Source organism: Chromohalobacter sp. 48-RD10 (assembly GCF_029889785.1).
In the GTDB taxonomy this organism is placed as follows: Bacteria; Pseudomonadota; Gammaproteobacteria; order Pseudomonadales; family Halomonadaceae; genus Chromohalobacter.
In genome coordinates this window covers 1-25,986 of the sequence record NZ_JARANX010000023.1, presented here as the reverse complement: position 1 = coordinate 25,986, position 25,986 = coordinate 1, and the positions used below count along the sequence as shown (strand labels likewise).

Genomic DNA, 25,986 nt, shown 5'->3' with positions numbered 1-25,986 from the left:
TTCTTCGCAGATTAGCGTGAAACAGACAGGATAGAGAGACGGCGGTAAATCCGGATAAGCTGATGTTCACCACAAACCTCAGCCCCTCACCTGGATACCGCCGCCGCCATGAATGCTAGCGCCTGGAACCTGTTCTGGAAAGGCTTCACCGTCGCCCACCATGAGTTTCTGGATGCCCAAACACTGTGGCTCCAGTTGGAGCCCGATGACCGGATCCCGCCGGTCTGCAGCAGCTGCGATCACGCCTGCTTCCTCATCCATGATGTGCACCACCGGCGTGTCCGAGAGGCCCCGCTGCTGATTTACCAGGTCGTGCTGGAGGTGCCGGTGAGACGCCTGCGCTGCCCTGTCTGTGGACCGACACGCGAGCGGATCGACTGGCTGCCGGGCCGAGCTGGCGTGACCGATACGCTACGCCAGTGGGTAGAGCGCCTGGTGAACTTGCTACCTATCCGCCACGTGGCTGACCTCGTCGGTCTGCACTGGCATACCGTGAAGACCATCGATAAACGGCGCCTGCAACGCGACTTGCCAGAACCGGACAGGACACGGCTACGCCGGCTGATGATGGATGAATTTGCCCTGCACAAAGGGCACCGCTACGCCACGGTGGTCGCTTGTGCCGATACCCAGCAGGTGGTGTGGATCGGCGAAGGCCGCTCCCGCGAGGCGATCCGCCCCTTCTTCGAATGTTTGGGCGATGCCCGACAACAGATCGAAGCCGTCGCCATGGACATGAATTCGGCGTTCGACCTGGAGGTTAAGGCCCAGTGTCCCAACGCCGTCGTGGTCTATGACCGCTTCCATGTGGTGGCCAAATATGGACGTGAGGTGATGGACCGTGTACGCGTTGATCAGGCCAATCAGCTACGGGACGATAAAGCGTCCCGCAAGGTGATCAAGAGCAGCCGCTGGCTGCTGCTGCGCAACGCCGACAACCTCAAGCCCGAGCAAGCGGTCAAGCTGGAAGAGTTGCTGGCTGCCAATGCGTCACTGACCACCGCCTATCTGCTCAAGGACCAGCTCAAGACGCTGTGGTTCGCCGAGAATGAGGCCACCGCCCGAAGCGCCTGGCAGGAGTGGGCTGACATGGCCCTCAGCAGCGGAATTGGCGCCTTGGCGCACTTCGTCCGGAAGCTGGAGCCCTATCTGGAGGGGATCGTTTCTAGTGCCCGGCATCGACTGAATACCAGTGTACTGGAGGGCATGAACAATCGGATCAAGGTCATCAAACGGATGGCCTACGGGTACCGCGACATGGCGTACTTCTTCCTGAAGATCCGTGCCGCCTTTCCCGGTAAAGTGCGATGAACCAATTTTCGAGCCCCCCTCATCAACGCCGGGTTAGTCAGCAGGCTCCTCCCGATGCCCAGGTCGAATAGTCGATCGATGACCGATGTCGCATCAATAGTGTGCAAGGTGATCCAGATCCAGCTATTCACATACGTCGTTCACGCTGATCCCCGGCGCCGCAACTGCGCTGCCCATGTCCCTTATATGGACCCGTCCTGTTGTGCAAGCCAGTAGCAACGATGGATGAAGGTGAGGACTGCACACTTATATCCGGCCTCGTCATGGCATGTTGGGTCCCTGATGATCATGTGGTGGTCGGGAGCGAGGGATGTGAATCCCTTGCGGAGCTGGGGTATCTGTGACCGCGCGTCACGACATAACGCCGGAGCTGCCCCATTGGGTAGCTCCGGCTATTCACCATCATTTATTTTTTGGGGAACTGGCTGTTGGCAGCCAGAAGTATTTACCAAGCGGGTAGTCAGTCATGCGGGACCCGATACCTAGCTTATAAGTCAGCGAGCATGAAAATGATGCCACACAGATTATTTTCCTAATCTAGACTTAAAAGCAAAATCATGTAAATATGGGTAATAATGCGCGAAACCTGAGGCCATACATGGACATACTCTACTGGCAAATTGCTGTAATCTGTATTGTTGGCTACGCCACATGGCGCAAAGAAAGCTATGGTTTAGTAGTTGCCATATTAGTTAGTGGCTGGACGCTAGCGATGGTACATAGCGATGATCTATTAGGTGTACAGATGATTTCCGCATGGGGATCTTGGTACGCAGTACGTAAATGCAGGGATAAAATAAATGCCTTAATTAGACAGTATCACCAGCCTCAAAGCAGAAACTTTGACAAGACTAGCGCAACCCAGGATCGTCCCGCCAAGCAACAAAATTATAAAAACTCCCGCATCGAAAACGAACAGCATCTATCAGAGCTATACTACGCCATTAACACTGCCACCCAACACATCTACATCATTTCGGGCTGGATTTCCGAAAAGGTAGTTGATGATGAATTTTATAGAATTTTGAGAAAGGCGCTAATTCGTGGCGTCGATATTCACATAAAATATGGCGCCATTGATTTCGATGGCAACCATAAAATGAGCAAAAACGGACTTAATGCATTAAGAAAGATTCAAAAATTACAAAGAACATCTACCACCTTCCGTGGCACCTTGGAAATCACACAAGTCGCTACCCACCAAAAAATTTTAATTAAAGATAACGACTACTTTATTTCTGGAAGCCACAACTGGCTCTCAAGTCACCATAACAGAAACGCAGAAACGAGCTGGAAAATAGAAAACCCCAAAGACGTCAAGATAGAGATCGAAAACTTCCATAAATCCATACATGGCGCCAAACCTATTTACGCCAGTTGAGATCATTGTTCCTAAGGAGATATAACGTCCCACGAACGAAGTCAGGTATCACCACATACCGCCTCGCCTGACTCATTACCACGCCACGCAATAGGCACTACCGCGCCCGGCTCGTCCCACTCCAATAGCGATGCCAAGGCGCCGTACTGTATTAGTACCAGAATAATCAGGAATCGCGGGAGCGCTCTGATCTGTAGGAGCGTAAGCGATCCACTATCTTTTACAAGAACAACAACGAATACGGCATCTCCCATGATGACTCGACTCGACGCACCAATGCCCCACCGTCACTTTCTTCTCGGTGTTGGCGCCGGCTCCACTCTGGTCCTCGCCAGCCCTCGGCAGGTACTCGCCGCCTACGAGAGCGAACCTGAAACCTACAACACGATTCGTCGCATCGTCCGGGACGCGATCATGCAAGGCATCCAAGTCGCCCTCCAAGGCGAAAAGGTCCTGGAAGCATCACGCGAAGCTAGAGAACAGGTCGAAACGAGGCTGTGGGAGCTGGTGAGTTAGCTGATGCCTGAATCAAGGAGAAGCTACGATGGATTCAGCAGGCGTCGAAGCCGCGTGCCGCCCGGTGGCGCATTACGAACTACCTCAAGATCATGCGAGAAGCGGTCGCCGGTCAGCCCTGCTCAAGCCAATGGCGAAGGCCCTGACCACGCTGGAGCGGCATGCGGAGCAGGTGGTGAGGCGCCGGCTCTCGGGGCTGACCAACGCGCGCCAGGAAGGCATGAACGGTCTGTTCCAAGCTGCCCGGTCACGCGCACGCGGCTACCGTAACGAGACCAACTTCATCGCCATGATCTACCTGATCGGCAGCCCGGTAGGCCACTTTCTTGATCAGGCCAAATCCACATGAAGTGACGAAGAACCCTATCATCCGACCTCTGATATTTTAATGGTTTTTCTGCCTTTTGAATAACTTCCAATATATCCATCCTATAAAGTAGCCAATAAGCCCATAGGCGACACAGGCTATTATCCATTGTGCAATAGGCTCTACAGAATACTGCAATGGTTCAAAATTGATGCTACTGAAAAAAGAAGGGAGAGTTATTATAGTGCCTATAAAAATTGCATAAGCAGCGAATTTTCGCCCTGATTCTTTAGCAGCGGAGGCTTGACCCTTAACCGTTGCAGCCTTAAATAAAATTACACCCACTAAGAGTGAGGCACCTACACTTACTGCTGAATTGAATAGTACGCTTTGGATATCAGGCTCCATGCTTTTTCATACCTTTATTAATTTTGTTTAGTGTTGTTATTTTAATTATACAAAACAATATATCAAATTCTTATTTCAGAATATATAGTGACAACGAAGCAAGCATTCGTGAGGTGGCAAAAGCCATAGCCCTGTTGGGAGAGCGTCGCCTGGGCTTGACGGTCCTGGGAGGTGCCTTGCCGGGCTCGGCAGCGCCCAAGCACGCCATCAAACGTGTCGATCGATTGCTGGGTCCCGTATGATTGACTGCTCACTTGGTAAATAGCTCTGCCCGTTTGGCCTGCCATTCTTTCATCGCGGCTATCGGTGATTGATGATTCAGTGCCTTCAGCGAGATATGGTGATTGTACAGCCAACAGTACCGCTTCAGTGTCTGTTCCAAGTCTTCGCCAGAGGCATAGTGCCGAGATGTCTCATCACCGCCGGCATCTTGCCGAGCCAACGCGGCGAGCGTCGGCACTTCGCGCCGCTTGAGCATGCGGTGCAAGCCGGAACGTGACAGCCGAGGGTTCAGGAACTCGCGTGCCACGATCAGCAGATCATCGAGGCCGAGGCGCAGGAAAGCCCGTGCAGCGATCAGCACTTCTTCCTGCTCGGTCGTCAGTGTGGCCAGTAGGTTGTGCCGCGTATGAGAGCGGTCATGGACATTATCTCGGTACCGCCAACGGCGAATGGTCGAGTCGCCAACACCGTACTGCCGGGCCAACTCGCTATCGCTGATGCTGGAGGGCGCCGCCTGGATCTCGGCACGGATCTTGGGTGTCGTGGTGGCCTGCTTATGCAGCTTGATGTCCATGAACCTGCTCCCGGATGAGTTGCTGTAGAAGCTCTCTGGCTGCCAGCAGAGGATAACTTCTATATCTCATTTGATCATCAGGGACCCTACAACTAGAAGCTACGAGGTTTTCCGCGTTAATTGATAAAATGTGATCCGCTGTGTCTGTTGCCCCGTACACGGCTACCCACGAATGTAGGGAATGGTAGGATGGCCCGCATCATCCACGCCGTATCAGGAACACCCTATGCCACAGTCCCTCGCCTATCAGCTTGCCGGCCATATAACTGCCGAGGCACCGATTAGCGTCAACTACTTCGGCATGGATAATCGGTTACCCCGCACGCCGCATGGCCAAACGTTCCTCAATGGCGGCACCCTGCGTGGCCCTCTGCGCAAGGCGGCGTTGAGGGCGGTGATCCGATTGGTAGCGAAAGCTCAAGGTGTTCCCTTGGATGCGGTGTTCGACCGTGGCGATCTCTACATGCTGGGCGAAGGCGTGGACATTACTCGGGGCGTCAACAACGAGTCGAGCGGCAAGTTCAGCGATCCCATGGCGGAAAACTGGCTACGCGAATTCAATCCCTTCATCAGCCTATTCGGTCGTTGGAAGCTGGCCGGACACCTTGAGGTGAGCCCGATGCTGACCTCGGCCACCAACCTGATCGATGCCGGTCAGGGAATGCGTCATGACCAGTTCGAGCATGACTCCGGGATGATGCAGTACCTCAACGAGGAGCAGCAGGACGCATTGCTTGCTTCGCTGCGGAGTGCCCGAGAAAGCATGGATGATATCGAGGAAGTACGTACCGAGGTTAAACGGCTCAAGAAAGCCGCGCACGATACAGAAGATCGTGAGGAAAGACGGGCAATCAATGACCAGATTCACGAAATGCAGGCCCAGGAGAAGGCCATCAAGAAGGCCCGCGAGGGTGCCGAGCAGTCCATCAAGCATCCGATTGCAGGTTACGAGGCTATCGCTCCGGGCAGCGAGCTGTCCTCCACGCTACGTATCATCCAGGGCACCCCGACACACCTGGGGCTGATCCTGCATGCTCTGGCGGAGTTCTCCCAGCGTCCCCGTCTGGGCGGCCATGCCGCGACGGGCTTCGGTGATATACGCGCCGAATGGGAAGTGTTCCAGCGGTCGCCTGGTGAACATCGCAGCCAGGCCATCGGGCGAGTGGTGCTGGATGCCATGGGCTTCGATATGCAAGGCGAGGCGCTTGAGTCAGCGTTTGCCGCCTTTGAGCAAGCTGTGCGGGAGTTCGATTTTCGGCTCTTCACGCTCACCGAGGCCCGCCAACGCCGGAAGGCCTGACCCCATGGTATCGAGTGAAACCACGCAGCCTTTCAGGCTGATGCTTCGTTTGCATACGCCGCTGATCCTGCCCCGAGTGGTGCCAAGGTTGGATACGCTGCTGCAGGAAGCAGCCTGCCGGCAGCATCTGGATTGGTCGCAACTGCATACCTTGCCATTGGTATTTGACGACGCGCGGGGCGGCTATCGCGCCTCCCAACTGATTTTCGGCGTCACGCCACACCATGGGCTGGTCGCCCAGGAAATCGGGCTGACCTCCGGCGTGTCACGCCTGCCATTCGCGTCCGCGTCAGGCATGAAAAGTAAGCTGCGTATTGATGGCGGGCCGCAAGCCCCGAAATTGACCCGCCACCCGGCGCTACTCAGCCCTTTTGTGGTGTTCTATGGCGAGGGGCAGCTTGAAGCCTGTCTCCGACTGCTTAGTCATACCCCCCATATCGGCCTTGAGCATGCCCGTGGACAAGGCGCGATCAGCATCGAAGCCTTTCAGGAAGATGACCGGCAACGCTGGCGACAACGCCCCTGGCGGCAGGCGGCAGAGCACCACGGCATGGGTTACAACGCGATTCCCGATCAGCTACGTATGCATGCCACCGGCAACGATGAGCCGGTCTATCGGCCACCGCGCCTCCTCAAAGAGGTGGTGTGATGAACACAGGTTACGCGCTACTTCACCGCGCCACGCAAGCGCTGCGCCGGCACGCTGACGTTACGTTAGTCACTCCGCCGACGACCGCCTGCGCCTGTTGCGCAAGGCCATGGCACGACGTTGAAGACCCCGGCCAAGCCGCCGAATACAAGTACGGCGTCAACTGCGCCGTGGAGTATGTCTGCACGACCTGCTACACCCCGCGCATTGGCTCCGAGGCCATGCTGGGCATAGAGCGCTATTCCGTCGGCAACCGCGACAATCCCGTCTACGCCAAGCTGGGCATGCTGCCGGGCTCGGCCGGCGTTATCACACCCAGTGGCGACCTACATCTGGCGCTGCCTCAGGCGCTGTACGATAAGTTCCAGAGCGGGTTGTGGGCGCAGCGTGGGAGGCTACACCGCCTGAGCGGGCTGGGCCTGTTGACCCACTTGTTGCATCAAGGCGAGCTGAACCAACGGGCCCAGGGCTTCGTCTATATCGAGCAGTGGGGGCGAAAAGCCGATGCGCTGATGCAGCGATTCATGGCCTCTACCTCGCTGCAAGAGGTCTGGTGCAACAGCGAGAATGGCGCGACGCCATTGGATCTACACGCCATGATGGATACCGCCCGCCTGGTGATCGCCATGGATCTAGCCCACAAGGCCGATAAACCCGCTTTCTGGCGGCCCATTACCGACGCCGCCCGTGGGCAGCGTCGCGACAGCGCCTTCGAGTCGTGGCTTACCCAAGTCCCTGATCCCGAAGCCTTGCTGACAGCATTGCCTGTCAATCCTCATGATCGCCTGCGCCTCACGACAATGATGCGTGAGCTGATCCCCCTCCTCCAGGCATCGCGGGTTGATGTGCCGCCGGTACAGGGAGCCCTGCTATGATCGTCCATTACCATGAGGCTGCCGTGGTCTGCCACCCTGGCAATCCTGCCGGCAAGCTTCCCACCCTGGAGGACCATCATAAAACCGCCTGGCAGCTGTTCAGCGGCGGTGACGATTATCCTGGGCAGGCCCGACCGTTCATCTTTCGTGCCGAGCCCCTGGGAAACAACCAGTGCCTGTTCCTGGTCCGCTCAGCGGAGCCTTTCGAGAACGCCAGGCCGTGTCAGCTTGTGCTGGAAGAAGGTGCCGAGCTGGCACTGGAATGGGTCATGGTCCCTACGGTCAGCACCCGGCTGGGCCCACAGGGCGAAAGGCTTCCGCGTAGCCGACGTGTCGTCGCTCCCCAAGAGCGCTGGCGTGAGGTGGCACAGGCCCGAATCGAACGCCATGGCTTCCGGGTGCAGGAAGATACCCTCAAGGCACTCCCCCTCGGGCAGGTCAAGCATCACCGCCATCGCGCCGGACAGGCCGAATTGATGATGGGCTCCGCCAAACTGGTGGTGTCCAACCCCCTCAGCGCGGCATCGGCTTGGCTGGATGGCGTCGCGAAGATGCGCGCCTATGGCATGGGCATGCTGTGTCGAGTAAGGTAATGCGGCTGTCTTTGCAGCGCCCCTACTCCCCGCCGTGCGGGGGTGATCGGGAACATCAAATATCAGTGATCAACACCACTGTTTCCCCGCCCTTGCGGGGGTTTAGAAGAACACAGGGGTGCCGGTGAAAAATCCCATCGCAACCTACCTTGCTGAGTGCCTGCCTCAGCGAGCAGGCTTTCGCCAAAACTCGGTTCAGATCGCCTATGCCGAAGCCATCGGCGAGGCCCTGGTCGATCCGGCTAAAATCCACTTTATCGAAGGCGATGCCGGTATCGGCAAGTCGCTGGCGTACCAGCTGGCCCTGGCCGACTGGGTCGCGCGTGGAAAAGGCAAGGGCCGCCGGGGCATCATTTCCACCTACTCACGCAGCCTGCAACGCCAACTGCTGCAGCCCGCCAATCTGGACATCATTCGTGATTACCTGCGCTGGCAGGGGCTCCCCCAGTTGCGCGTCGGTTTGCGCATGGGCAAGCAGAACTATGTGTGTCCCCAGCGCTTGGCGCTGCATCTCGGCGGGGTATCGCTACGCCACATAGCCCGTGATCCTCAACGGCCCAGCCAGGAACGCCAACTGGCGCAATGGGCGTTGGAAAGCGAAGGCTGCCTGCTGGATATCGACCCGGCGTTATTGCCCGATGGCCTCCGTCTGGCGGACATCGCGCTAACCCATGACGACCCCATGCCGGAAGCTCTGCAGGCGCATATCGAGGCCACCCAGTCGTGTGATCTGCTGGTGATCAACCATGCCCTGCTGGTCGTCGACCTGATCACGCGCGGCAACATCACTCAGGCTCAAGCCCCGCACGCGCTGCTGCTCGATGAAGCCGAGCATTATCCCGATGTGGCCGAGGAGATCCTCTCCAACCGCATCTCGGTGCAAGCCACCGGCTATCTGCTGCGTCAGATGAAGATCCGGTCCTGCTGGCCGGTATGGGAGGCGCTGCTGGAATCGCTCACCGCTCCCGGCCGGGCCGGCAGTGCCCATGCGTTGAACGAGCGAGAAAGCACCCTGATCGGCCAGGGCATCCAGAAATTGCTCAGAGCCAAGCCCCGCCAGTCCAACCATGACGGCGACACCTGGCGGGAATGGCGACGCGTGCGCAGCGCCGCCGAGCAGATCGCCGCCCGCCTGAGGGAGGCCCACCAGCACCTGGCCTTGGACTACTCGCCAATCAAGGGGCTACCCGGCATCGTGGCGCACTCCAGCACCGCCGCCAGAAGCCTGAAGACCGGAATTGCAAATCGCGTAACGCTGCTGACCTCCGCGACCCTCTCGGACATGCATCACTCGCCAGGGGCTGAACCCAGCTTCCGCTATATGCGCTCACGGCTACAAATGCCCGTGGGATACAAGCGCTACGGCCTGCAGCGGGCATTTCAGGCGACGCGCTTCGGCCGGTTGCGATTCCGCATGCCCCATGGGCTTCCTCATCCGCTACGGCAATGTGACGACGGCACCTACATGCTTTCATCGCGTTATGCCGAACGGGCCGTCCCCCATATCACCGCCGTGCCAGGGCGCACCCTGGTGCTGTGTGCCAGCTATGCCGATGTGCGCGTTCTCCGCGACGCCTGGCCAGCGTCGAGCCGTGACCGACTGGTCACACACTCGCCGGGCGCCCACCTGAACGAACTCGCCAATAACCTGGAGCAAGACGCCATTCTGCTCACGCCGGCCGGTTGGGAGGGGTTATCGCCTGAGCGGCAAGGCGACCGAACCTTCTGGCAGCATGTGGTGATCCTGCGCAACCCTCGCCCATTACCCAGCCAGGTGGAACGGTTGTTACTGGAACAGCGGCTATGCCGCTCGGGCATGAGCCAGGAAAACGCCGCGCGTACCGCCGCTGGCCTGCTCAACCGCAAGGAAACCGTGCGTACACTGCACAAACTGCGCCAAGGGTTGGGGCGGGCTATTCGTCATCCGGAAGATGTCGCCACTCTCACCCTGCTCGACCCGCGTATCCCCCGGCCCTCCGGCAACCCGACAGAAGCCGGCATCCGCCTGATACCCAAGCTGCTGAGTGCCATCCCGACACGTTTCATGGCGGCTTATCGTCAGGCTGATGAAAGTAGCGCTGCAACCGATGGCAGCGATGAGGCTGAGCCCGCCTCACGGCTCAAGGCACTGCTCTAGCGCCACTCCCCTATGCCCATGCCCTGGCCGTTTTGGGCCCGTGATTAAGCGCGCCACCAAAAATTTCGCCTTCCACCCTAAAGCTTCCCGGCAATCTTCCGATAAATGAGTAACGGCACATGATTGCCGTTAAGGCAGGCTCCACGGAATGTACGGTCCTTCTCCGGCATCCGATCCTGGGGGGCCGGTTAACGACACTTAGGAGATCGCAACAATGTCAGTGATCAATACCAACATCACGGCCATGATCGGCCAGCAGAACCTGAACCAGTCACAGAACGCGCTGTCGACCTCCATGGAGCGTCTTTCCTCGGGGTTGAAGATCAATAGCGCCGCCGACGACGCCGCCGGCCAAGCCATCGCCAACCGCATGTCGAGCCAGATCAACGGTCTCAGTCAGGCACAGAGCAACGCCAACGACGGTATTTCTGTCGCCCAAACTACCGAAGGCGCCCTCAACCAGGTCAACGACAACCTGCAGCGTGTGCGTGAGCTGACCGTTCAGGCCCAGAACGGAACAAATAGTGAAACTGACTTATCATCTATCCAAGATGAAATTGGCCAACGCCTTTCAGAAATTGACCGAATTTCGGAAGAAACCAGCTTCAATGGGGTAGATGTCCTGGCTAGTGACGAAAAGCTCTCGATTCAGGTAGGCTCAGAAGATGGGCAAGAAATAGACATAAATCTTAAAAAGACTGATGTAGCAGAACTCTCCTTGACAGGCTTTGACCCTAGTCAACAGGCAAAGCCAGAAACAGGAGATACAGTTGCCATCAACTCCACACTGGGGGAGATATATGAGCTTAAAAACTCTGATGGCACCGATAGCGGGACATACGCAGCTAAGGATAGTGATGGCAATCTCGTTGCAGTAACAGACGGCGGCGGCAACGCAGAAGATGGCTCAAACTGGAGTGCTACTACTTACACTGATGAAAGTGGCATCTCACAAGACGCTACCGTCGTTTTAGATGATGCTGGCAATGCCACTGTAGGTGCTACCGCTGAAGACGGAGAATTTTATGAAGTTAGTGATAGTGATGATTGGAGTGGTGGTACCGCACCCACTGGACCTGTCACGACTCAGGATGGCGCTCTAGCACAGATAGACAGTGCTATTGAACAAGTGGATAGCCAAAGGTCTGAACTCGGTGCGCTACAGAATCGCTTCGATTCTGCCATTACCAACCTGAGCACCACCGAGACCAACATCACCTCCGCTCGCTCACGCATCGAAGATGCCGACTACGCGGATGAAGTCTCCAACATGACCAAGAACCAGATCCTGCAGCAAGCCGGTACTTCTGTTCTGTCCCAGGCTAACCAGTTGCCGCAGAACGCCCTGTCACTGCTGGGTTAATGAGTTAGTCGATAAGGCTGAAGTGGAAAATAACGACGGGGCCGCAAGGCCCCGTTTTAACAACTTCGAGGAGGTTTCTTATGGACGCATACACACTTAAAAAGCATAAAGAAACTGGAGAACTGCACCTTTTTAAAGGAGTTATGCAGCCAAATAAAGCAGACTACCCATGCACGTCAAATAAAGTTTCAATCTGCGAAGAAATGAACAAAAGTGATTCTGAATCAAATAAATTCACATGCTGTGATGAGTCTGAGGCTAGGAAGAAGTGCGCTGAATTTGGAAGGTCTGTATGTGGGACATGCGTCAGCCATCTGTATGAAACTTACTGATCCATATTCTTAGTGGAGTGTTAAAAACTCTGCGTCAGCCTGGACATCATAAGGCAATGTAGTCGTCCAGTCACTCGGGGAAATGGATGGCGATCTGAGGCAGTGTCAGGCTCCAATTCTTCAAGGTATTTGTCCAGCACTCCGGTGCTTTGAGTATACCGACATAGCACAATTGGTAGCGAAGAACGCTCTGACACTACTGGGGTAGTTAGCGGTACACAACATACGGGGCCCATGCGGTCGTCGTTTTTATACATTAAGGAGTAATTCAGGAAATGGCATGCTCTATTTGCGGATCAGGCAGTCACACAGCAAAGAATTGCCCGAGGCCACAGCGGTGTTCACATTGTGGCGGAGCAGGTCATAACGTTCAGACTTGCCCTGATGCAAGGCGTTGTAGTGTTTGCGGCAGCTACCAGCATGATAAGCGCAACTGTCCAGACAGATAGCATTAACTCCACATTTAAAGGAGACACTATGGGGTTCTGGCGAAAGACAGGTGAAATTGGAGGCAAGGTCGCCAAAGAAACGACTACCTTTATATTTAAAACCTTAAAAGAGGAAGCAAATAAAATCAACGAGATAAAAAATGAATACAGAACAATGTCGGATGATGAGATTTTAAAAATAGAAGAAAAAGACAACTCCAAAAATTCACTTAAGGAAAAAACCGCAGCACAGCAAGTTTTAAAAGAAAGACATGGCAATAACTACCGAGACTCGTATTGAAGATATTGAAAATACCCGTATCAACCTGAGCAACATAGAAAAATGAAGCTGTCCAAGCGCTCGGAGATATAGATGGTCATCTGAGACACCGTCAGGCTCCAACTCTGCACGGAACGTGTCCAGCGCTCCGGTGCCTTGAGTATACCGGCCTAGAGCGATTGGCACCGCAGGACGCCCTGTCACTTCTGGGATAATGACGCAAGGCATTGAGCAGTACACATACGAGTGTCTTACAATCCCCGCTTTAGTGTTTGAGTATGAATTTCAAAATATTCCTAAAGCCTTGCCTCCCACTGCCGATAAAAAGCTCGTAGCGAATGCATCAAGCGGTGCATTCACCCCTGCTACGTACCGTTCTTGTCCTTGGGCAAGGCTTGGGGCCGGCGCTGCCGGCCCATTTTTATGGAAAGCGCTTACGAAAAACCGTTTGCGATGAAGAGCAGCTAAAACCATCGGGAACGAGTTCCATCATACCAAAACTGCTGCCCACTCAATCGGTCAGTGCCTGTCGTCGACACGCAATGCTTGCACTTCGGCCACTGTCAGCCCGGTGGCTTCGACTAACCGCCGCCCTAGCGCTTGATAACGGCTTACTGCCACTCAATTTTGAGATCTTTATGCGACTGTGCGCAGTCGCGCAGATAGAGATTAATGAGGCTCTGATACGGAAGGTCTTTTTCCTCGGCAAGGTTCTTGAAATACGCAATGGTGCCTTCATCAAGCCGGACCGTAACTTGCTTCTTGAGTTTCTTAGCGTATGGATTGGCGGTTTCAATGATCAAGTGCGACACGTAACCCATCAGGTACTGTGTTGCCATGACTTACTGCTAGCGCCATCTCACTGCTGAAGATCGAGCCGCTATCATGATGATGCGAGCCACTCACTTGAGCTGTGCACCCAGTACTGTATCGCGAGAGCTCGCCCCACCACACGATTGACTCCTTCAAAGGCTTCGATGCCAGTCTGGCGGGCTACCGGGCCCGCTTGACGCGTCATCGATCTCGCCAGCGTCCCAAGCCGCACCCTGACGGGGAACTCCTCAAGATGATGGTCCACCTGCTGCGCAAGTACTGGCCACCAAAGCAGACAACCCGCACACATGAAGCGCATGTCGCCCAACGATTCATGTCGGCAGGTCTGAGGCCATCTACAACGCACTCTATGTGATCACCCGCGGCAGCCTCAAGAAGGAGTTTATCGCCTGCTTGCGGTAGAGCTACGGCAAGCGCCGGTCACGCAAGCGTGGCAAGAATCGACGCCAGCAGATTCCCGATCTGGTCAGTGTCCACATGTGCCCGCCTGTGATCGAAGACCGCCTGATGCCTGGCCTTGGGAGAGCGATCTCATCATCGGTGCCAACAATCGCTCCGCCGTCGGTATGCTGGTGGAGCGCACCACGCGTGTGGTGATCTTAGCGAAAGTGGATGGCACCACGGCACGGCGGCGGCCGTTGGCTCCAGCGACAAGCTCAATGAGGTGCTACAGGCCCTGCGCCTGTCCATGACCTACGACCAAGGCAAAGAGATGGTGAAGCATGTCGAGGTCACGCAGAAAACCGGTACGGTAATCTACTTCGCTGGCCCGAATAGCCCATGGCAGAGAGGCTCCAAGCGGATGGCCGCCCCCTCAACACCAACGGGCTTTTGCGGCAATACCTGCCGAAGGGCACGGATCTCTCTTTCTACAGCCAGGGAGAACTCGACAAGATCGCCGACTCACTGAACACACGACCGCGCAAGACACTGGTCTGGCGCACACCGCTGGAAGTTTATGCGGAGGTGCTCAAGAAATCGGCTGCAGGCCCGAGCACTCATCAATAGCGTTGCGCTTGGAAGTTGAGCCCCCCCCCCAGTTGCATAACACGGATAGACGTTCCAACAGTATTTGCCGAGAGGACCACTTTGAGCTGGTAGCCGCCCCACCCGACAAGCATAGCGTGGCAGCTTCACAGAGGACCGCCTCCTAGCCATACGTGGCGGCCATGCCACGCATCGCCTCAAGCGCCCCGTCCAGGTCGAGCATACGTGCGGCGAACTCGCTACATAGCAGTTCTTCCGGCAAATATTCATCGTATTTCTCTACCTGCTTGTTCTCAGCTAAGCCAGCCAACTCGTCCACCGAGGCCGGCGGCGAATCAAGTATCGATGCGAAGAGTGGCGGGAGTTCCTCGCTGCGGCAATTCTGTACCGAAACGGCCAAGCCTTCACGCTCCGCCATCAGCCCCCGCTGACGCAGTAGCAAGGCCAGCGTGTTGAGCACTAGGTCGCTTTCCCATGGGAGAATCAGCACCTGGCCCCCTTCCTGGAGAAGGCACGTCCGATCAAGCGCCATCTCCCGGAAGAAGTTGCCGCCCTGCCCAAACAATCGCTGGGCGCCGCGATTAAGAAAGCCCGGCGCCTCTCCTTCCATGTAAAGCTGGCGCATCCGCTGGCGCACCTCACGCCGGACCATGCCGGCGGCACCGCCAAACAGGGGCGGCACACCTCCACTTGATGGCTTGAGAGTAATCACCTTGCGATCATCATCAATATCGACAATCACCCAGCGTCGACCGGCGAACACCAGCATGCCACCGGTTTCGAGCGGGCTATCGATCGGCAACATGCCGATCATCTTGCCGGCGTGGAACAGGGAAAACTCTTCGGGCGCACTGAACGCTGCATAAAAATCGTGGTGGTTGACGATACGTTCGCCCACGGCCCCATGCAGCAGAAGTCCGCTGTCAGTCTGAACAAGCAAGTCTTCCTGGCCCATCGCCCTGAGTAAGGCCGTGAACTGATCCTTCCGCAGATGCCGAAAAGGCCCCGTTTTTACCAGAGTGCGCCACAGGTCGGCTGCGGTCGCCCCGCCATACTGGGCAATCAGGCTGAGTATCTGCTGAATGAGTGTCGATAGATGCAGATAGCCGGTACAGGGAGGTTCACACCAGCCCTCGACGAGAAGCTGCACCATCGCCGTGGCCTGATACACTCCCGACCGCAGTTGGTCCAAATAAGGGGTCTGCGGTGTCAGGTTGGATTCGGTGACATACATTCGCAGTATTGCCGGCTCCCCACGACGCCCCGAGCGCCCCAGACGCTGACGCAAACTGGCAACTTCATGGGGTGGCCCGATCTGGGCGATGCTGGTCACGCTGCCAATGTCCACGCCCAGCTCGAGTGTCGAGGTACATACCGCTGTCATGGGGCGCTTGTCACTTTTCAGGCTCTGCTCGACATGATGTCGCAGATCTTTGGACAGCGAGCCATGATGCACGAAGAATTCTTCCGGCAGTCGCCGATCCTCACTCTTGCGACGCAGCAGCTCAGCGAATAGCTCCACCTGACGCTTGCTGTTGGCAAAGATCAGGTTCGACTGGCCCCGCAAGGTATCGAACAGATGATCCCGGATGACCAGGTCATCACCATGGGTGACATCCTCGATCGGCACCTCACGGCCCTGGCGTGCCAGCGCGTCAGCTTCCTTACGTCCTAGCCTGGGAGGTACTTTCTCGTAGCCTCGCAACTGGACCTGCAGTTCCTGATGATCGCTACGTGAATCGATAGGAATCACGGCCTGCCCGCCGCCCGGTCTGAGCTCCTCGGCCGCTAGACTCAGGTCGCCAAGGGTCGCGCTCAGTCCGATACGCGGGATGCGTCGCCCCAAAGCAACCTCTAGCCGGGCCAATTGGGATTGCAGCTGGATACCGCGCTCGGTACTGATGAACGCATGCCATTCATCGATGATGACCTGACGCAGCCCCGCGAACAGGCGAGAGATCTCGGTGCCGGTGCGTGAGAACATGGCCTCAAGGGATTCCGGGGTAATCAGCAGGACACCGCCCGGCATCTTCCGGAAGCGTTTCTTGTACGTCCCCGAAATATCACCATGCCAGGGGGTAAGCGCAACGTCAGTGCCTTCAACCAGCAATTCGAGGCGCTGGTGCTGGTCGTTGATCAGTGCCTTGAGGGGGGCTACATACAAAATCAGGGGCATCGGCGAAGGGCCGGCATCCATCGCCTGCAGTAGGCCGGTCAACGCAGGCATAAACGCCGCCTCGGTCTTGCCGGAGGCGGTGGCCGCACTCAAAAGAACATCCTGGCGACCGTCCAGCACTGGCACGATGGCTTTTTCCTGGAGATCGCGTAGCTGCGTCCAGCCCTGACGCCAGATCCAGCGCTGAATTCGTCGATCGAGCCGAAAAAAGCCGCTGGAGTTGGCACTAGTCATGCCTCGGCCCCCCAATCTTTAGGGAGGTTAGTTCATCATCACCGTCATCCTCCCGGGGAGCATGCGCCGGTGCCGATGCATCATTCACTGACGGCGCTGCGGCTGGCACGGGCGGCTCTTCTGGTGCGTCAGGAATCTGGTCGGCTGACTCGGGGGCCACCTGTATTTTGTCGATAAGACTATCCCAGCGAACCTCGGGATTTTGCTCGAGCAATGACAGAAACTGAGTGAATTCCTTCACCGAGTTGCGGGGTGTCTTGAAGTAGGCGTCTCCGATCTGACGATGGCAGTGATCCAGGAAGGCCTCGAGCCCTTCATCAGGCAGTAGCTCCTCCCCCGACTCGCCCCGGGCAAACACCTTACGAACATTCACCAGTAGCAAGTAAAGGTCTTCCTGGGTCAGGTTGGTCAGTCGAATAACCGGCCCCGAGAGATCGACCAACCCTTCCCGGGCAAAGCGGTTCTCGACCAAACGTGACTGCAACGCCTCGTAGCTGTACAGGCCGCGTCGGGGATCCATAAGAAACTCCGGCGTCCCGCTAAAGACGACCCCGAGGCCGTCGGCGCTGCCCTGCAGCGCGTCATTGACAATGCCCAGTATCTGCTCGTAGTTGGCATTGCGCGCCTGGCTATTGGAGAGCTTGTAGAGATTGACCAATTCATCGAGTGTCACCAGAAGCCCACCGAAACCGGCCAGCCGAACGAAGCGCGCCATGAGCTTGAGACTTTGATAGACGTTCGAGTCATCGACGATGGTACGCACTCCCAACGCCGTGCGCGCCTCGGTCCGGGTACTGTACTCCCCACGCAGCCAGCGGATGGCAGCCTGCTGCAGCTCAGTGTCGTCGGTATCGTGCCCACGCCAGTACGCCTTGATAACCGAGGCGAAGTCATACCCACCATGCATTTCCATCAGACTATCGAGTCCAGCCTGAATGGCTGCCTCCGGTGAGACGCCGCTCTGTTCGGCGTGCTGCAGCGCCTGGGTGACGAAACGCTCGGTCACGCTGGCCAGCGCCCCGCCCTCGGGCTTGGCGCGGGTTGCCATGTTGCGCATCAGCTCGGCGTATAGTGCCCGAGCCTGCCCACCGGTCGCATGGATGCGCCGATCCGGCGTCAGGTCAGCCGAAACGGTCACGAGCTTCTTCTCGCGAGCGATCGAGCCGACCAGGTTGAGAAAAAAGGTCTTCCCTGAACCATATTCGCCAATGATGAACCGCACGGCTGAGCCGCCGTCGGCCAGGGTATCGATGTCAGAGATCAACGCCTTGATCTCAGCCGCCCGCCCGACCTGGATGTGCTGTTGGCCAACGCGCGGTACCACGCCGGCGCGTAGCGAACTCAGAATGGCATTTCTTTCGCGATCGCGTAGTCGGCTCACTCTTTCATCTCCTCAAGTATTTCACTATCCACGACCAGCACGGCCCCTTCCTCCTCAAGGACCGGTGCATCCGTCAGTTCGAAGGCCGCTTCATTGATTGTGTCGATGGCACCAGCCAACAGGAGGTGTAACTCGCCGGCAAGGGTTTCCGCCTCGCTCACGGCTAGCCCCTGCTCGTGAGTGGCGACGGCTTCCAATAACGCCATGTGGGCCGTATTCAACCCACCCGGACCGGCATCAGTCTGGTCGGGGCGACTTGTGTCAACAGTGCCCTGCGACGGTGACGCCGGCAACGGTCGAGGGTCATCCGGGACCTGATCCGAGACGCCAGCAGCCATCTCGTCCTCGGGTGTAAAAATGTCATTCAGCACCCCGGTCACTTGGTCACTCTCTTCGCGCTTGCTTTGGAGAATGGCGGGGTCCAGCCTCTGCCGCCCCGTGCGCTGCGTATCAGGTACTTTACCTGTGGGTTGTGAGTCACGACTGTCGTGCGACGGCACGGCTGGCGAGTCGGGGGTAAAGATGCTGTTCAGCTCGCCGGCTATCTTCTGAGTTTCGGTGCGTTTCTGGCGGATAGTGTCCTGATTCAGGGGTTGCCGGGGCATTCCAGCTTGCGCGGCGTCCGGCTCGGGCGCCGGGATGGAAAAGCCTGTGGCCGCCTCGCTGGCCTGACGGACGACGGTCGGTTCGGCCATGGCCGAGTGAATGCGGGAGTAAAGGGTCTCAGGATCATGTCCCAGCAGACTGGCGGTGCGGCGCAATTTCTTGATCTCGTCCGTATCCACCACACCATCGGCACTCGCCAGACGTACCAGTAACTGCTCGAGCTGAGTGCGCTGGCTGGCATCCATGGCATCTACGCGTTTACGCATGCCGGCGAGGGTCGATTTGCGTTCGAGCTCCCACCGAAAATACGCTTGGAGGTGCTGTCGCTCGAGTTCGCTCAGTTGAGAAACTTGGTCCAGATAGTCAGTGAGGATGTCATAGTGCAGCTCGGTCAGGGTGTCGCTCTGGCCGTACAGGACAAAACCGGCCAGGCGCATTACCGTCGCGGCGTGGGAGAACTCGGGCGAGACAGGTAGTTGGCTGGTGCTCTGAATTTCAAACGTTACATAGTCGTTATCTTGATGAGGCAAGATACCGGTATAACGATAATCGGGCTCGAAGCCAATACCCGCCTGTTCAAGAAAACCTGCCAAAGAAGCCATGCTCTTAGCGGTTGGCTTGGCTGTACTTCCAAGGTTTATGCCTGCGGCCAACTCGGTGAAAGGGACCCTGGCAACGTCTTGCGCTTGCAAGCGTGCCTTGAGCCGGGCTTCCAAGTTGATCACTTCCTCGGTTTTACGCTCGCCTGCCAGACTCGATGGCAACAGAGCCAACGCCTCTATGCTATCCCAACGTGACGGATGCTTGCCGACGAACCGGCTGAAGGCATCCAGCTCATCACATGAGCGATCGACTAGCTCAGCCAAAAGTCGTGTCGGCTTCTTCAGTCCGGTGATGTTGGGCAATTGAGTCTGCACCGGGGCGGGCGATATCGACGGGCTGGCCGGGTGATACGACAGGGTAATCAACGTCTTGTTGGGTTTGACCACTATCCCCTCACCGTGGCGCTCCCGATACCTGCGTGTGAATAGCGCCTTGAACTCGTCAGGGCACCGCTCGGCCGCTGTACGTAGTCGGAACTGGGGATCCTGGATTACCCAGGCATAGGCCCAGTCAGCCGGGATGGGCTGATGACTCGCGGAGAAGATACCGAGATCGACAAGCAGCTGGCTCGGCAATCCATTCTGCCTTTCCCGGGTTATCGGGGTGGTATACGGCGTGTCGAACGAGCTTTCCGCCATAGCCAGATAATCCAGCAGACGCGAGGCGTACCCCTTCAAGCTATTGCTGTGGCTGTACACAGACAATAGCCGCTGGATCTCGCCGATGAGGTCTTCATACTCCTCCGAGGACACCTCGCCTGCCGGGTTATCTACTAGCAGACGTCGCTCCAGGCCGTAGAAGTACAGGAAAACGAATCCCATAGGGACGCTTGGGTCATCACGGTCTGAGGCCAGAAAGTGCAGATAGCCCGCTCTGCCTTCAGGGCTGATGCGGTGATACTGCGGCCAGTAGCCAAGCGTATCTTCGTGATTGGCGGGATTCTTCAGGTTGACCGGTAGGTCAGGGTTGATCAGAGAAGGTTCGAGGCTGTACGCCTCACCTGAGGGGAGTTTACGGCCGACCAATAGGCGTCCTCCCGGGATGGTGACGCCATGTATCGTTGTTGTCTGCCCTGCAGGGATCCAGCATTCCTGCGATGTAACCTTGGGGTCGGGTGCCAGATCAACTCCATGGGGACTCCCGTACCGCACTTCGACGTGGATACCGTACTCCCCCAGCGGGTCATCCGATGAATTATTCCGACGAGAAACGGTATGATCCTGCTGGGTGGAAATCCCAGCTCGCTCAGGCCTCTGGGGCTGGGAGCGCTTTCGCTTGCTCCTTTTGCCCACCAGCCAAACCACGCCGACCAGTAGTATCACCCATATGAATTCTTCCACCTGATTCCCCTTGCGTACTGCATTGTTTTAATAGCCGCTATCTTGCGCCTTGATCGACGACCTTGGTGGCGGACAACGCTAGTTTCTATCGTATCAGGTCTTACGTTGCTTAGGCGTAAGCCAAAAGCCCCATAGAGGCAGCTCCCGACGTGGTGCGAGTAAACAGACGGAGTAACGAACCACTGAGTTCCTCCCCTCAGGCGCCACGCAACAAACCGCTGCTGCGAATGTTGACTATCCACCCTGTGTCGGTTCCTCGAATAAGAGTGAACTCTTCCACTTTCGAGCATCCTCTAATCTTAATGTTACTTACTATATCCCAGCTTGTTCATGAGGCCGTCCTGAAAAATGACGAGAGGTCCTCTTGAATCATGTCCTGATAGGAACACCTTGATTCTACAAGAAAAAACCACTCGCCATGGGTGAGAGCCTATCCACCTATGTGTGTCCAGTCGCCGCCGGCCGGGCACATTCGAAGCCAAGGACTTCGAGGTCGAGATAATCGACGTACAGGTCGATGACGCGGATGAGCTGATCGTCGGGAATCAGTTCATCGAGAGACGGTGGTAACAGATCGAGCTATTCGCGAGAATCACCCATGATGTAGCTTGCCAGGATCAAAAGCTGCCGGTCAGGAATGCCTGAAGGCAATCTGCCAGCGATCCAGGCGCACATTGAAAAACGCGGCGTCGAAAGGTGACGCTCAGATCGAACGGGGTGTCGAAAAGATCGCGCCCGGTTAGACTGGCGATCCCCGGGGCTCAAGGCGAGCACCCGCCACCAGAGGAGATGAACGATGGATATGCAGACCGCAAGTGTGACGCTGACGTGTGCTGACAACACCGATGAAGAGTGCAAGAGGTATAAAAGCTTTGACTTGAGACTACTGGGGCTAACCGACGACCAGATCAGAGACATCATTGACTCGAATGGTCGGACTCGGGTTGCCCTCACCCCCCAACAAGTCGAAGCCAACGACGACACTCTAACAGACTATGAGAAGAAGCAGCCCCTTGAGGAGGGGCTGTTGCTGGTCGACATCGATGTCGAGTATACCTGCGGGGCATGCGGCGCCAGCTATTAAGTCCGACATCAAGGCTGGGCGTTGTTTTTGAATATGCGACGTCAACTACTTTGAACGCCCAGCACGCTGGCTTGGTGTAAGCGTAACGCGAGGGATCGCCAGCCAATCAGGAGACGGCCTCATCCCGAAGCAACTTGAAGTAAAGTGATAGCTTGCACCCTGCGGCCATGGCCATGTCGATAAGCGTCTCGAGTGGGATCTGCGAGATCTTATTGCCCAAAAGATTGACCACGTTAACCTTCGACGCCCCCATTCGTCGCGTCACCTCGGCGACCGATCATCCGTCCTGGGTTGCTAGACCAAGCACGCCCCTGCAGATAACATTTTCAGGAGCGCCGTCTTGCCATGGACAGGAACGTCAAAGGTTCCGGGTTAGGTGATGGGCCCCAAGCGGGTGACAGGACCTAAAAAATGGAGAGGCGAGATACCGAATAGGGAGGCCAACGATCCAACGGCATCCTGTACAGTCCGGTGAAAGCTAGGTGCAAGGTATGAGCAGAAGTATGGGCTGAGGAAAAGCACAAAAATAAAAATCCGCTGAAATCAGCGGCTTATCTATGTTATTTGGCGGAGGGGGAGGCTTTCTCACCCGGGACCTTCCTGCGGTGGTTGAGTGCGGCCTCGGCTGGCCACGTCGGAAGTTGTCATTCTTCCACGCCTCGACCAGCCCCTCGCGAGTGATGATGCCGGCTTTCTTGAGGTAGTAGACGGTAAGGCAGTTCAACTCCTCGTGCCAGGGCGGCACCTGTTGAGTGATCTCGGTCCAGCTGTCGATCCAGCGCTCGATGGCGCTGGTTGGCTTGCTCATAAGGTCTGCGATGTCATCGATGGCACAGAGCTGCCAGGCCTGTCTGGCGAGCGTCTCGATCTGTGGCATGATGACGGGCCTCCTTGCTGGCCACCATCAACAGAGTAGCAAAACTCAGGGTTGATGCTCAGTCTGATGCCAAACTATCGAGCTTCCTAAGCTAAGGCTTATATAGCGGAATACTCAATGGCTTCTCCCCACTGCTCCCAGATGTCAACCTGCATTCTGTACCGCTTGCCCTTGTTGTAGGTGCCCACGAGCTTCGGCGGCACGTGGGCCAACATAGCATCGACCAACAATGGGTCGGCCATGAAGGTCTCGGTCCACAGCGTCGCTACGGATCGCCTAAGGTCATGCACGGTGAAATGTTCAAGGTGGTAGAGCACGGCGTCAGTATCGTGCTGCTTTCTCGACCTCCCCTGAAGCCGAGCAATTGCCGTCGTGATGGTGTCGTAGTGAATCGGCTTTCCAGCATCACGGCTAGACTCGAAAACGAACTCACCACCAGACGATTTCCTCTGCTCGTCAAGTATCGCCAAGGCTTGCTTCGAGAGGTGTACCTTGTGTTCGCGTGCGCTCTTGGTTCTCGAGGCATGAATGTGCCAGGTATCCTTCTTGACCTCGGCCCAGCGCATGGAAGACACCTCAGCACGGCGAGCACCGGTCAGGATCAGCAGCCTGACTGCATTGGCGACAGAGGCGGAAAGCATTGCTGTTGAGGCGACCCCCTCGGCGTTTCGACAGTCATCCAGCGCCTCCCAGAGCTCCATCATCTCGGGGAGCTTAAGGTGGCGGTCGCGCGGTTTCCCCGGGCGAGCTTTAACCTTGGCTGGTTTCAGGCCAGCCGCTGGGTTATCGTTGATCTGTTCACGGTCTTCGCAGTAATCCAGCAGCTGACGCAGTAGGGTGAGGCACTGGCGAGCCTCTTCTCTGGCCGTAGATGCGATCTCCTCCAAGACTTCAATCAGTTGACGGCGCGATATGTCGCGCACATAGGCACCACCCAGTCGCTTTGCTAAGTGCAAACGCCAACGCCCCTTTTGCTTTAACACGGTGCGCTCGGTCGGTGGAGTGCCGCCCCTTACCGGGGCTGTGGCATAGAAGTCAATCCACTTCTCGAACGCTTCTCCCATCGTCCACGCCGCCTGATTGGCTGCCTTGATAGCCTTGCGGTGCTTTCGTGGATCGATGCCCTGCTTCACGAGCTCAAAAGCCTCACGATGGGCCTGGCGGGCTTCGCCGAGCTTCATCTGGGGATAACTTCCCAGCTGGTACTCCGCCACTTTGTCGCCTTGCCGATAGCGATAGATCCAACGTTTGGCTTCACGATCGGGCCGAGCCTCAAGAGCTAGCCCGCCCAACTTGCCGTTGGAGACGACAGCCCTAGCCTTGGTTTTGCCCTCTCGTACCCGGAAATTTTCCACGGCCTTGCTCGTGGTGAGATAGTTTTCGCTTGCCTGGCGAACCTTGCTCACTGATTCTTCGGCAACTTCACGCATTTTCCGACCCCAACAGCGACCCCAACAAGATGTCAGTATAAGGCTGTACATCACTGGATGCCAATGGACAAAAAATACCCAGCAGCGTCAAAATAGATCCATTTTTTACAATGACTTAACGAACATCTATGGACAGTACTAGACAAAGTTGGATAAGGCAAAAAATGCTCACCTTGACGCTCCTAAGGGGAAGGCCTCAGGTTCGAATCCTGATGGGGGCACCATTTTTTGCTTAAGAACCGACACCAATCCCTTCCGAGAAACGTTTCGGTTCCATGCCTTGCGTCAGCCCCCTCAAAAGCATCATTCATTTGAATCTTTATTATAATATTGTGAATATTATGCCAATTGCGTAACATCTCTATGCCCTTTGAGGCTAATTAAAATTCGAGTTACGCAAGGGAATCTCATGAATCTAAAAATGACTGCGACCGCCATATGCGCAGCGGGGATAGTGTCACTGTCTGGCTGCGCCAGTATCGTCGGTGACAAGAATCAGCAAATCACGATCAACAGCACGCCATCTCAGGCAGACCTCGTGATCACGGACGAGACCAATCAGGAAGTCTTTCAGGGGGAAACGCCGACGACCGTCACGCTAACGAAAGCGGATGGATCCTATTTCGGAGGCAAGGACTATAACGTCACTCTCAGTCCTGAATTCAACTAATAAGTGCAGCACCTGCGGTATCCAGGGCCCCTGAGTATTCCCCCAGGAAAACCTGTGCCGGTGTCCGATAACCGAGCCGTTTTCGGGGGCGATCATTCAGCTTATTGACGGTCCTTCTCAGCTCGGCGTCCGTCACCTGTCGGAAGTCGGTCCCCTTGGGATAGTACTGCCGGATCAGACCATTCGTATTTTCATTGGTCCCACGTTGGCCGGAGCAGTAGGGATCGCAGAAGTAGACCGCCGCTGTCACTGCCTGGGCCACTGTCTCGTGATTGGCAAACTCCGAGCCGTTGTCCAGCGTCACAGTCTGAACAGCGCCACGCCGGGGCTTCAGCAGCCGAATCATGGCCTTCTGTGTCAGTTCGGCGGTGATGTTGGGGAGCCGAGCGGCCAGCAGATAGCCGCTGCGACGCTCAACCAGCGTGACCAATCCGGACTGCTTGTGGCCCTTGAGCATCGTATCGCCCTCCCAGTGGCCAATCCTAAGTCGAGCATCCACCTCAGCGGCGCGGTGCTCGATACCGATTCGGTTCGGAATCTTGCCGAGTCCGGCGCTCTTGGCTTGTGCACGGTACTTGCTCCGCCGCTTGGGCTGTCGTAGACATCGCCACAGGTCGCCACCACGTGCCTTGTCATCCCAAATCAACGAATAGATCCACTGATGGCTCACGTAAGCGCCGTTGGCGTTGGCCATGAAGCCACTGATTTGCTGAGGGCTCCATTCGTTAGCCAGTTGATCAGTCACCCAGCGCATGAGGCTGGGGAGTCGCTTTGTCACTTTCCAGGCAGTGCGCCGCCGCCGATCACTGAAGGCCTGAGCCTGGCCGGGATCGTAGCCCTCGGGAGAGGCATTACGGCGCAATTCGCGACTGACGGTGCTGTTGTGAATGCCAAGCGCTCTGGCGATCTGTCGCTGGCTCATATGGACACCCTGTTGGGCGTGAATCTGGTATCGTTGGGTTTGGGTCAGCTGTCGGTATCCCATTCTCTGCTTCACTTTGGTCGGTAAAGTCGAGAGGGTACCGGCGCTGGCCCTCCTTCCTCTACCTGGCGGTCCAAAGTGCTGCGGTTATTCTATGAATCCAGGA

At 56.7% G+C, this 25,986-nt stretch carries 24 protein-coding genes; 15 read left to right on the top strand and 9 right to left on the bottom strand.

Annotation, left to right across the window (positions count from 1 at the left end; genetic code table 11):
- The first annotated feature begins 108 nt into the window (after positions 1 to 108).
- The 4 genes from OP496_RS14960 (at position 109) to OP496_RS14945 (ending at position 3,557) form a co-directional block, all read left to right on the top strand.
- Positions 109 to 1,311: an ISL3 family transposase gene (locus OP496_RS14960; RefSeq protein ID WP_280564550.1), complete on the top strand. Its 1,203-nt coding sequence runs from the start codon at positions 109 to 111 to the stop codon at positions 1,309 to 1,311.
- Positions 1,312 to 1,909: 598 nt separating this feature from the next.
- A complete protein-coding gene (locus OP496_RS14955) occupies positions 1,910 to 2,692 on the top strand; it encodes a phospholipase D-like domain-containing protein (protein WP_280564548.1) in 783 nt (260 codons plus the stop codon).
- A gap of 252 nt (positions 2,693 to 2,944) precedes the next feature.
- Entirely contained in the window at positions 2,945 to 3,208 is a 264-nt protein-coding gene (locus OP496_RS14950; protein WP_280564547.1) for a hypothetical protein, read from the top strand.
- Positions 3,209 to 3,236: 28 nt separating this feature from the next.
- Positions 3,237 to 3,557 carry a transposase gene (locus OP496_RS14945; protein ID WP_280564546.1) on the top strand — a complete coding sequence of 107 codons (321 nt, stop codon included), beginning with the start codon at positions 3,237 to 3,239 and terminating at the stop codon, positions 3,555 to 3,557.
- A gap of 36 nt (positions 3,558 to 3,593) precedes the next feature.
- On the opposite strand, the gene OP496_RS14940 is transcribed toward OP496_RS14945, so the two are convergent.
- Positions 3,594 to 3,923, bottom strand: a complete 330-nt coding sequence (locus OP496_RS14940; protein WP_280564545.1) for a hypothetical protein — start codon at positions 3,921 to 3,923, stop codon at positions 3,594 to 3,596.
- A gap of 250 nt (positions 3,924 to 4,173) precedes the next feature.
- Positions 4,174 to 4,719, bottom strand: coding sequence for a hypothetical protein (locus OP496_RS14935; RefSeq protein ID WP_280564543.1), 546 nt, complete (start codon positions 4,717 to 4,719; stop codon positions 4,174 to 4,176).
- Positions 4,720 to 4,945: 226 nt separating this feature from the next.
- Between OP496_RS14935 and OP496_RS14930 the strand changes: the two genes are divergently transcribed.
- From OP496_RS14930 to OP496_RS14895, 8 genes are all read left to right on the top strand, one after another.
- Positions 4,946 to 6,019 carry a hypothetical protein gene (locus OP496_RS14930; protein WP_280564541.1) on the top strand — a complete coding sequence of 358 codons (1,074 nt, stop codon included), beginning with the start codon at positions 4,946 to 4,948 and terminating at the stop codon, positions 6,017 to 6,019.
- 4 nt (positions 6,020 to 6,023) lie between these two features.
- The gene (locus tag OP496_RS14925) at positions 6,024 to 6,668 is read left to right on the top strand and encodes a hypothetical protein (RefSeq protein ID WP_280564540.1); all 645 of its coding nucleotides are present in this window, start codon (positions 6,024 to 6,026) and stop codon (positions 6,666 to 6,668) included.
- Positions 6,668 to 7,543 (top strand): hypothetical protein, encoded by an 876-nt coding sequence (locus tag OP496_RS14920; RefSeq protein ID WP_280564538.1) that lies wholly within the window; start codon positions 6,668 to 6,670, stop codon positions 7,541 to 7,543. The genes OP496_RS14925 and OP496_RS14920 overlap by 1 nt, the downstream gene beginning before the upstream one ends.
- Positions 7,540 to 8,136 (top strand): type I-E CRISPR-associated protein Cas6/Cse3/CasE, encoded by a 597-nt coding sequence (locus OP496_RS14915; protein WP_280564536.1) that lies wholly within the window; start codon positions 7,540 to 7,542, stop codon positions 8,134 to 8,136. Before OP496_RS14920 ends, OP496_RS14915 begins: the two co-directional genes overlap by 4 nt.
- A gap of 124 nt (positions 8,137 to 8,260) precedes the next feature.
- The gene (locus OP496_RS14910; protein WP_280564534.1) at positions 8,261 to 10,273 is read left to right on the top strand and encodes a helicase C-terminal domain-containing protein; all 2,013 of its coding nucleotides are present in this window, start codon (positions 8,261 to 8,263) and stop codon (positions 10,271 to 10,273) included.
- Positions 10,274 to 10,487: 214 nt separating this feature from the next.
- Entirely contained in the window at positions 10,488 to 11,636 is a 1,149-nt protein-coding gene (locus OP496_RS14905) for a FliC/FljB family flagellin (protein WP_280564532.1), read from the top strand.
- A gap of 80 nt (positions 11,637 to 11,716) precedes the next feature.
- On the top strand, positions 11,717 to 11,968 hold the full coding sequence (locus tag OP496_RS14900) for a hypothetical protein (RefSeq protein WP_280564530.1): 252 nt from the start codon (positions 11,717 to 11,719) through the stop codon (positions 11,966 to 11,968).
- Between the two features lie 348 nt (positions 11,969 to 12,316).
- Positions 12,317 to 12,697 (top strand): hypothetical protein, encoded by a 381-nt coding sequence (locus OP496_RS14895; protein WP_280564528.1) that lies wholly within the window; start codon positions 12,317 to 12,319, stop codon positions 12,695 to 12,697.
- A gap of 590 nt (positions 12,698 to 13,287) precedes the next feature.
- Here the strand turns inward: OP496_RS14895 and OP496_RS14890 are convergent.
- Complete coding sequence (locus OP496_RS14890) at positions 13,288 to 13,515, bottom strand: BrnA antitoxin family protein (protein WP_280564526.1); 228 nt, start codon at positions 13,513 to 13,515, stop codon at positions 13,288 to 13,290.
- A gap of 775 nt (positions 13,516 to 14,290) precedes the next feature.
- Here OP496_RS14890 and OP496_RS14885 point away from each other — a divergent pair.
- Positions 14,291 to 14,518 (top strand): hypothetical protein, encoded by a 228-nt coding sequence (locus OP496_RS14885; RefSeq protein WP_280564525.1) that lies wholly within the window; start codon positions 14,291 to 14,293, stop codon positions 14,516 to 14,518.
- Between the two features lie 142 nt (positions 14,519 to 14,660).
- Here OP496_RS14885 and OP496_RS14880 read toward each other — a convergent pair whose 3' ends face one another.
- The 3 genes from OP496_RS14880 to OP496_RS14870 are packed head-to-tail and all read right to left on the bottom strand — an operon-like array spanning position 14,661 to position 20,648.
- A complete protein-coding gene (locus OP496_RS14880; protein ID WP_280564524.1) occupies positions 14,661 to 16,907 on the bottom strand; it encodes a DEAD/DEAH box helicase in 2,247 nt (748 codons plus the stop codon).
- A complete protein-coding gene (locus tag OP496_RS14875; RefSeq protein WP_280564522.1) occupies positions 16,900 to 18,288 on the bottom strand; it encodes an ATP-binding protein in 1,389 nt (462 codons plus the stop codon). Before OP496_RS14875 ends, OP496_RS14880 begins: the two co-directional genes overlap by 8 nt.
- Positions 18,285 to 20,648, bottom strand: a complete 2,364-nt coding sequence (locus OP496_RS14870; RefSeq protein WP_280564552.1) for a TerB N-terminal domain-containing protein — start codon at positions 20,646 to 20,648, stop codon at positions 18,285 to 18,287. The genes OP496_RS14875 and OP496_RS14870 overlap by 4 nt, the downstream gene beginning before the upstream one ends.
- Before the next feature lie 985 nt (positions 20,649 to 21,633).
- Between OP496_RS14870 and OP496_RS14865 the strand changes: the two genes are divergently transcribed.
- Positions 21,634 to 21,921 (top strand): hypothetical protein, encoded by a 288-nt coding sequence (locus tag OP496_RS14865; RefSeq protein ID WP_280564520.1) that lies wholly within the window; start codon positions 21,634 to 21,636, stop codon positions 21,919 to 21,921.
- Positions 21,922 to 22,399: 478 nt separating this feature from the next.
- Here the strand turns inward: OP496_RS14865 and OP496_RS14860 are convergent, their stop codons facing one another.
- Positions 22,400 to 22,798 (bottom strand): hypothetical protein, encoded by a 399-nt coding sequence (locus OP496_RS14860; RefSeq protein ID WP_280564519.1) that lies wholly within the window; start codon positions 22,796 to 22,798, stop codon positions 22,400 to 22,402.
- Positions 22,799 to 22,896: 98 nt separating this feature from the next.
- Positions 22,897 to 24,228 carry a site-specific integrase gene (locus OP496_RS14855; protein WP_280564517.1) on the bottom strand — a complete coding sequence of 444 codons (1,332 nt, stop codon included), beginning with the start codon at positions 24,226 to 24,228 and terminating at the stop codon, positions 22,897 to 22,899.
- A 421-nt stretch (positions 24,229 to 24,649) separates the two neighbouring features.
- On the opposite strand from OP496_RS14855, the gene OP496_RS14850 reads away from it, so the two are divergent.
- Positions 24,650 to 24,898, top strand: a complete 249-nt coding sequence (locus tag OP496_RS14850) for a hypothetical protein (protein ID WP_280564515.1) — start codon at positions 24,650 to 24,652, stop codon at positions 24,896 to 24,898.
- Here the strand turns inward: OP496_RS14850 and OP496_RS14845 are convergent.
- Entirely contained in the window at positions 24,891 to 25,883 is a 993-nt protein-coding gene (locus OP496_RS14845) for an IS30 family transposase (protein ID WP_280564514.1), read from the bottom strand. The two genes, OP496_RS14850 and OP496_RS14845, sit on opposite strands and share 8 nt — an antisense overlap.
- Positions 25,884 to 25,986 lie beyond the last annotated feature (103 nt).

Bases quoted from the DNA above. Each gene is read 5' to 3' on its own strand.
- OP496_RS14960 (WP_280564550.1), top strand. From the start codon at position 109: ATGAATGCTAGCGCCTGGAACCTGTTCTGGAAAGGCTTCACCGTCGCC.
- OP496_RS14935 (WP_280564543.1), bottom strand. From the start codon at position 4,719: ATGGACATCAAGCTGCATAAGCAGGCCACCACGACACCCAAGATCCGT.
- OP496_RS14950 (WP_280564547.1), top strand. From the start codon at position 2,945: ATGATGACTCGACTCGACGCACCAATGCCCCACCGTCACTTTCTTCTC.
- OP496_RS14865 (WP_280564520.1), top strand. From the start codon at position 21,634: ATGGATATGCAGACCGCAAGTGTGACGCTGACGTGTGCTGACAACACC.
- OP496_RS14855 (WP_280564517.1), bottom strand. From the start codon at position 24,228: ATGCGTGAAGTTGCCGAAGAATCAGTGAGCAAGGTTCGCCAGGCAAGC.
- OP496_RS14900 (WP_280564530.1), top strand. From the start codon at position 11,717: ATGGACGCATACACACTTAAAAAGCATAAAGAAACTGGAGAACTGCAC.
- OP496_RS14925 (WP_280564540.1), top strand. From the start codon at position 6,024: ATGGTATCGAGTGAAACCACGCAGCCTTTCAGGCTGATGCTTCGTTTG.
- OP496_RS14915 (WP_280564536.1), top strand. From the start codon at position 7,540: ATGATCGTCCATTACCATGAGGCTGCCGTGGTCTGCCACCCTGGCAAT.
- OP496_RS14885 (WP_280564525.1), top strand. From the start codon at position 14,291: ATGGCAGAGAGGCTCCAAGCGGATGGCCGCCCCCTCAACACCAACGGG.
- OP496_RS14890 (WP_280564526.1), bottom strand. From the start codon at position 13,515: ATGGCAACACAGTACCTGATGGGTTACGTGTCGCACTTGATCATTGAA.
- OP496_RS14920 (WP_280564538.1), top strand. From the start codon at position 6,668: ATGAACACAGGTTACGCGCTACTTCACCGCGCCACGCAAGCGCTGCGC.
- OP496_RS14940 (WP_280564545.1), bottom strand. From the start codon at position 3,923: ATGGAGCCTGATATCCAAAGCGTACTATTCAATTCAGCAGTAAGTGTA.
- OP496_RS14945 (WP_280564546.1), top strand. From the start codon at position 3,237: ATGGATTCAGCAGGCGTCGAAGCCGCGTGCCGCCCGGTGGCGCATTAC.
- OP496_RS14880 (WP_280564524.1), bottom strand. From the start codon at position 16,907: ATGACTAGTGCCAACTCCAGCGGCTTTTTTCGGCTCGATCGACGAATT.
- OP496_RS14860 (WP_280564519.1), bottom strand. From the start codon at position 22,798: ATGCCACAGATCGAGACGCTCGCCAGACAGGCCTGGCAGCTCTGTGCC.
- OP496_RS14845 (WP_280564514.1), bottom strand. From the start codon at position 25,883: ATGGGATACCGACAGCTGACCCAAACCCAACGATACCAGATTCACGCC.
- OP496_RS14930 (WP_280564541.1), top strand. From the start codon at position 4,946: ATGCCACAGTCCCTCGCCTATCAGCTTGCCGGCCATATAACTGCCGAG.
- OP496_RS14850 (WP_280564515.1), top strand. From the start codon at position 24,650: ATGACTGCGACCGCCATATGCGCAGCGGGGATAGTGTCACTGTCTGGC.
- OP496_RS14955 (WP_280564548.1), top strand. From the start codon at position 1,910: ATGGACATACTCTACTGGCAAATTGCTGTAATCTGTATTGTTGGCTAC.
- OP496_RS14905 (WP_280564532.1), top strand. From the start codon at position 10,488: ATGTCAGTGATCAATACCAACATCACGGCCATGATCGGCCAGCAGAAC.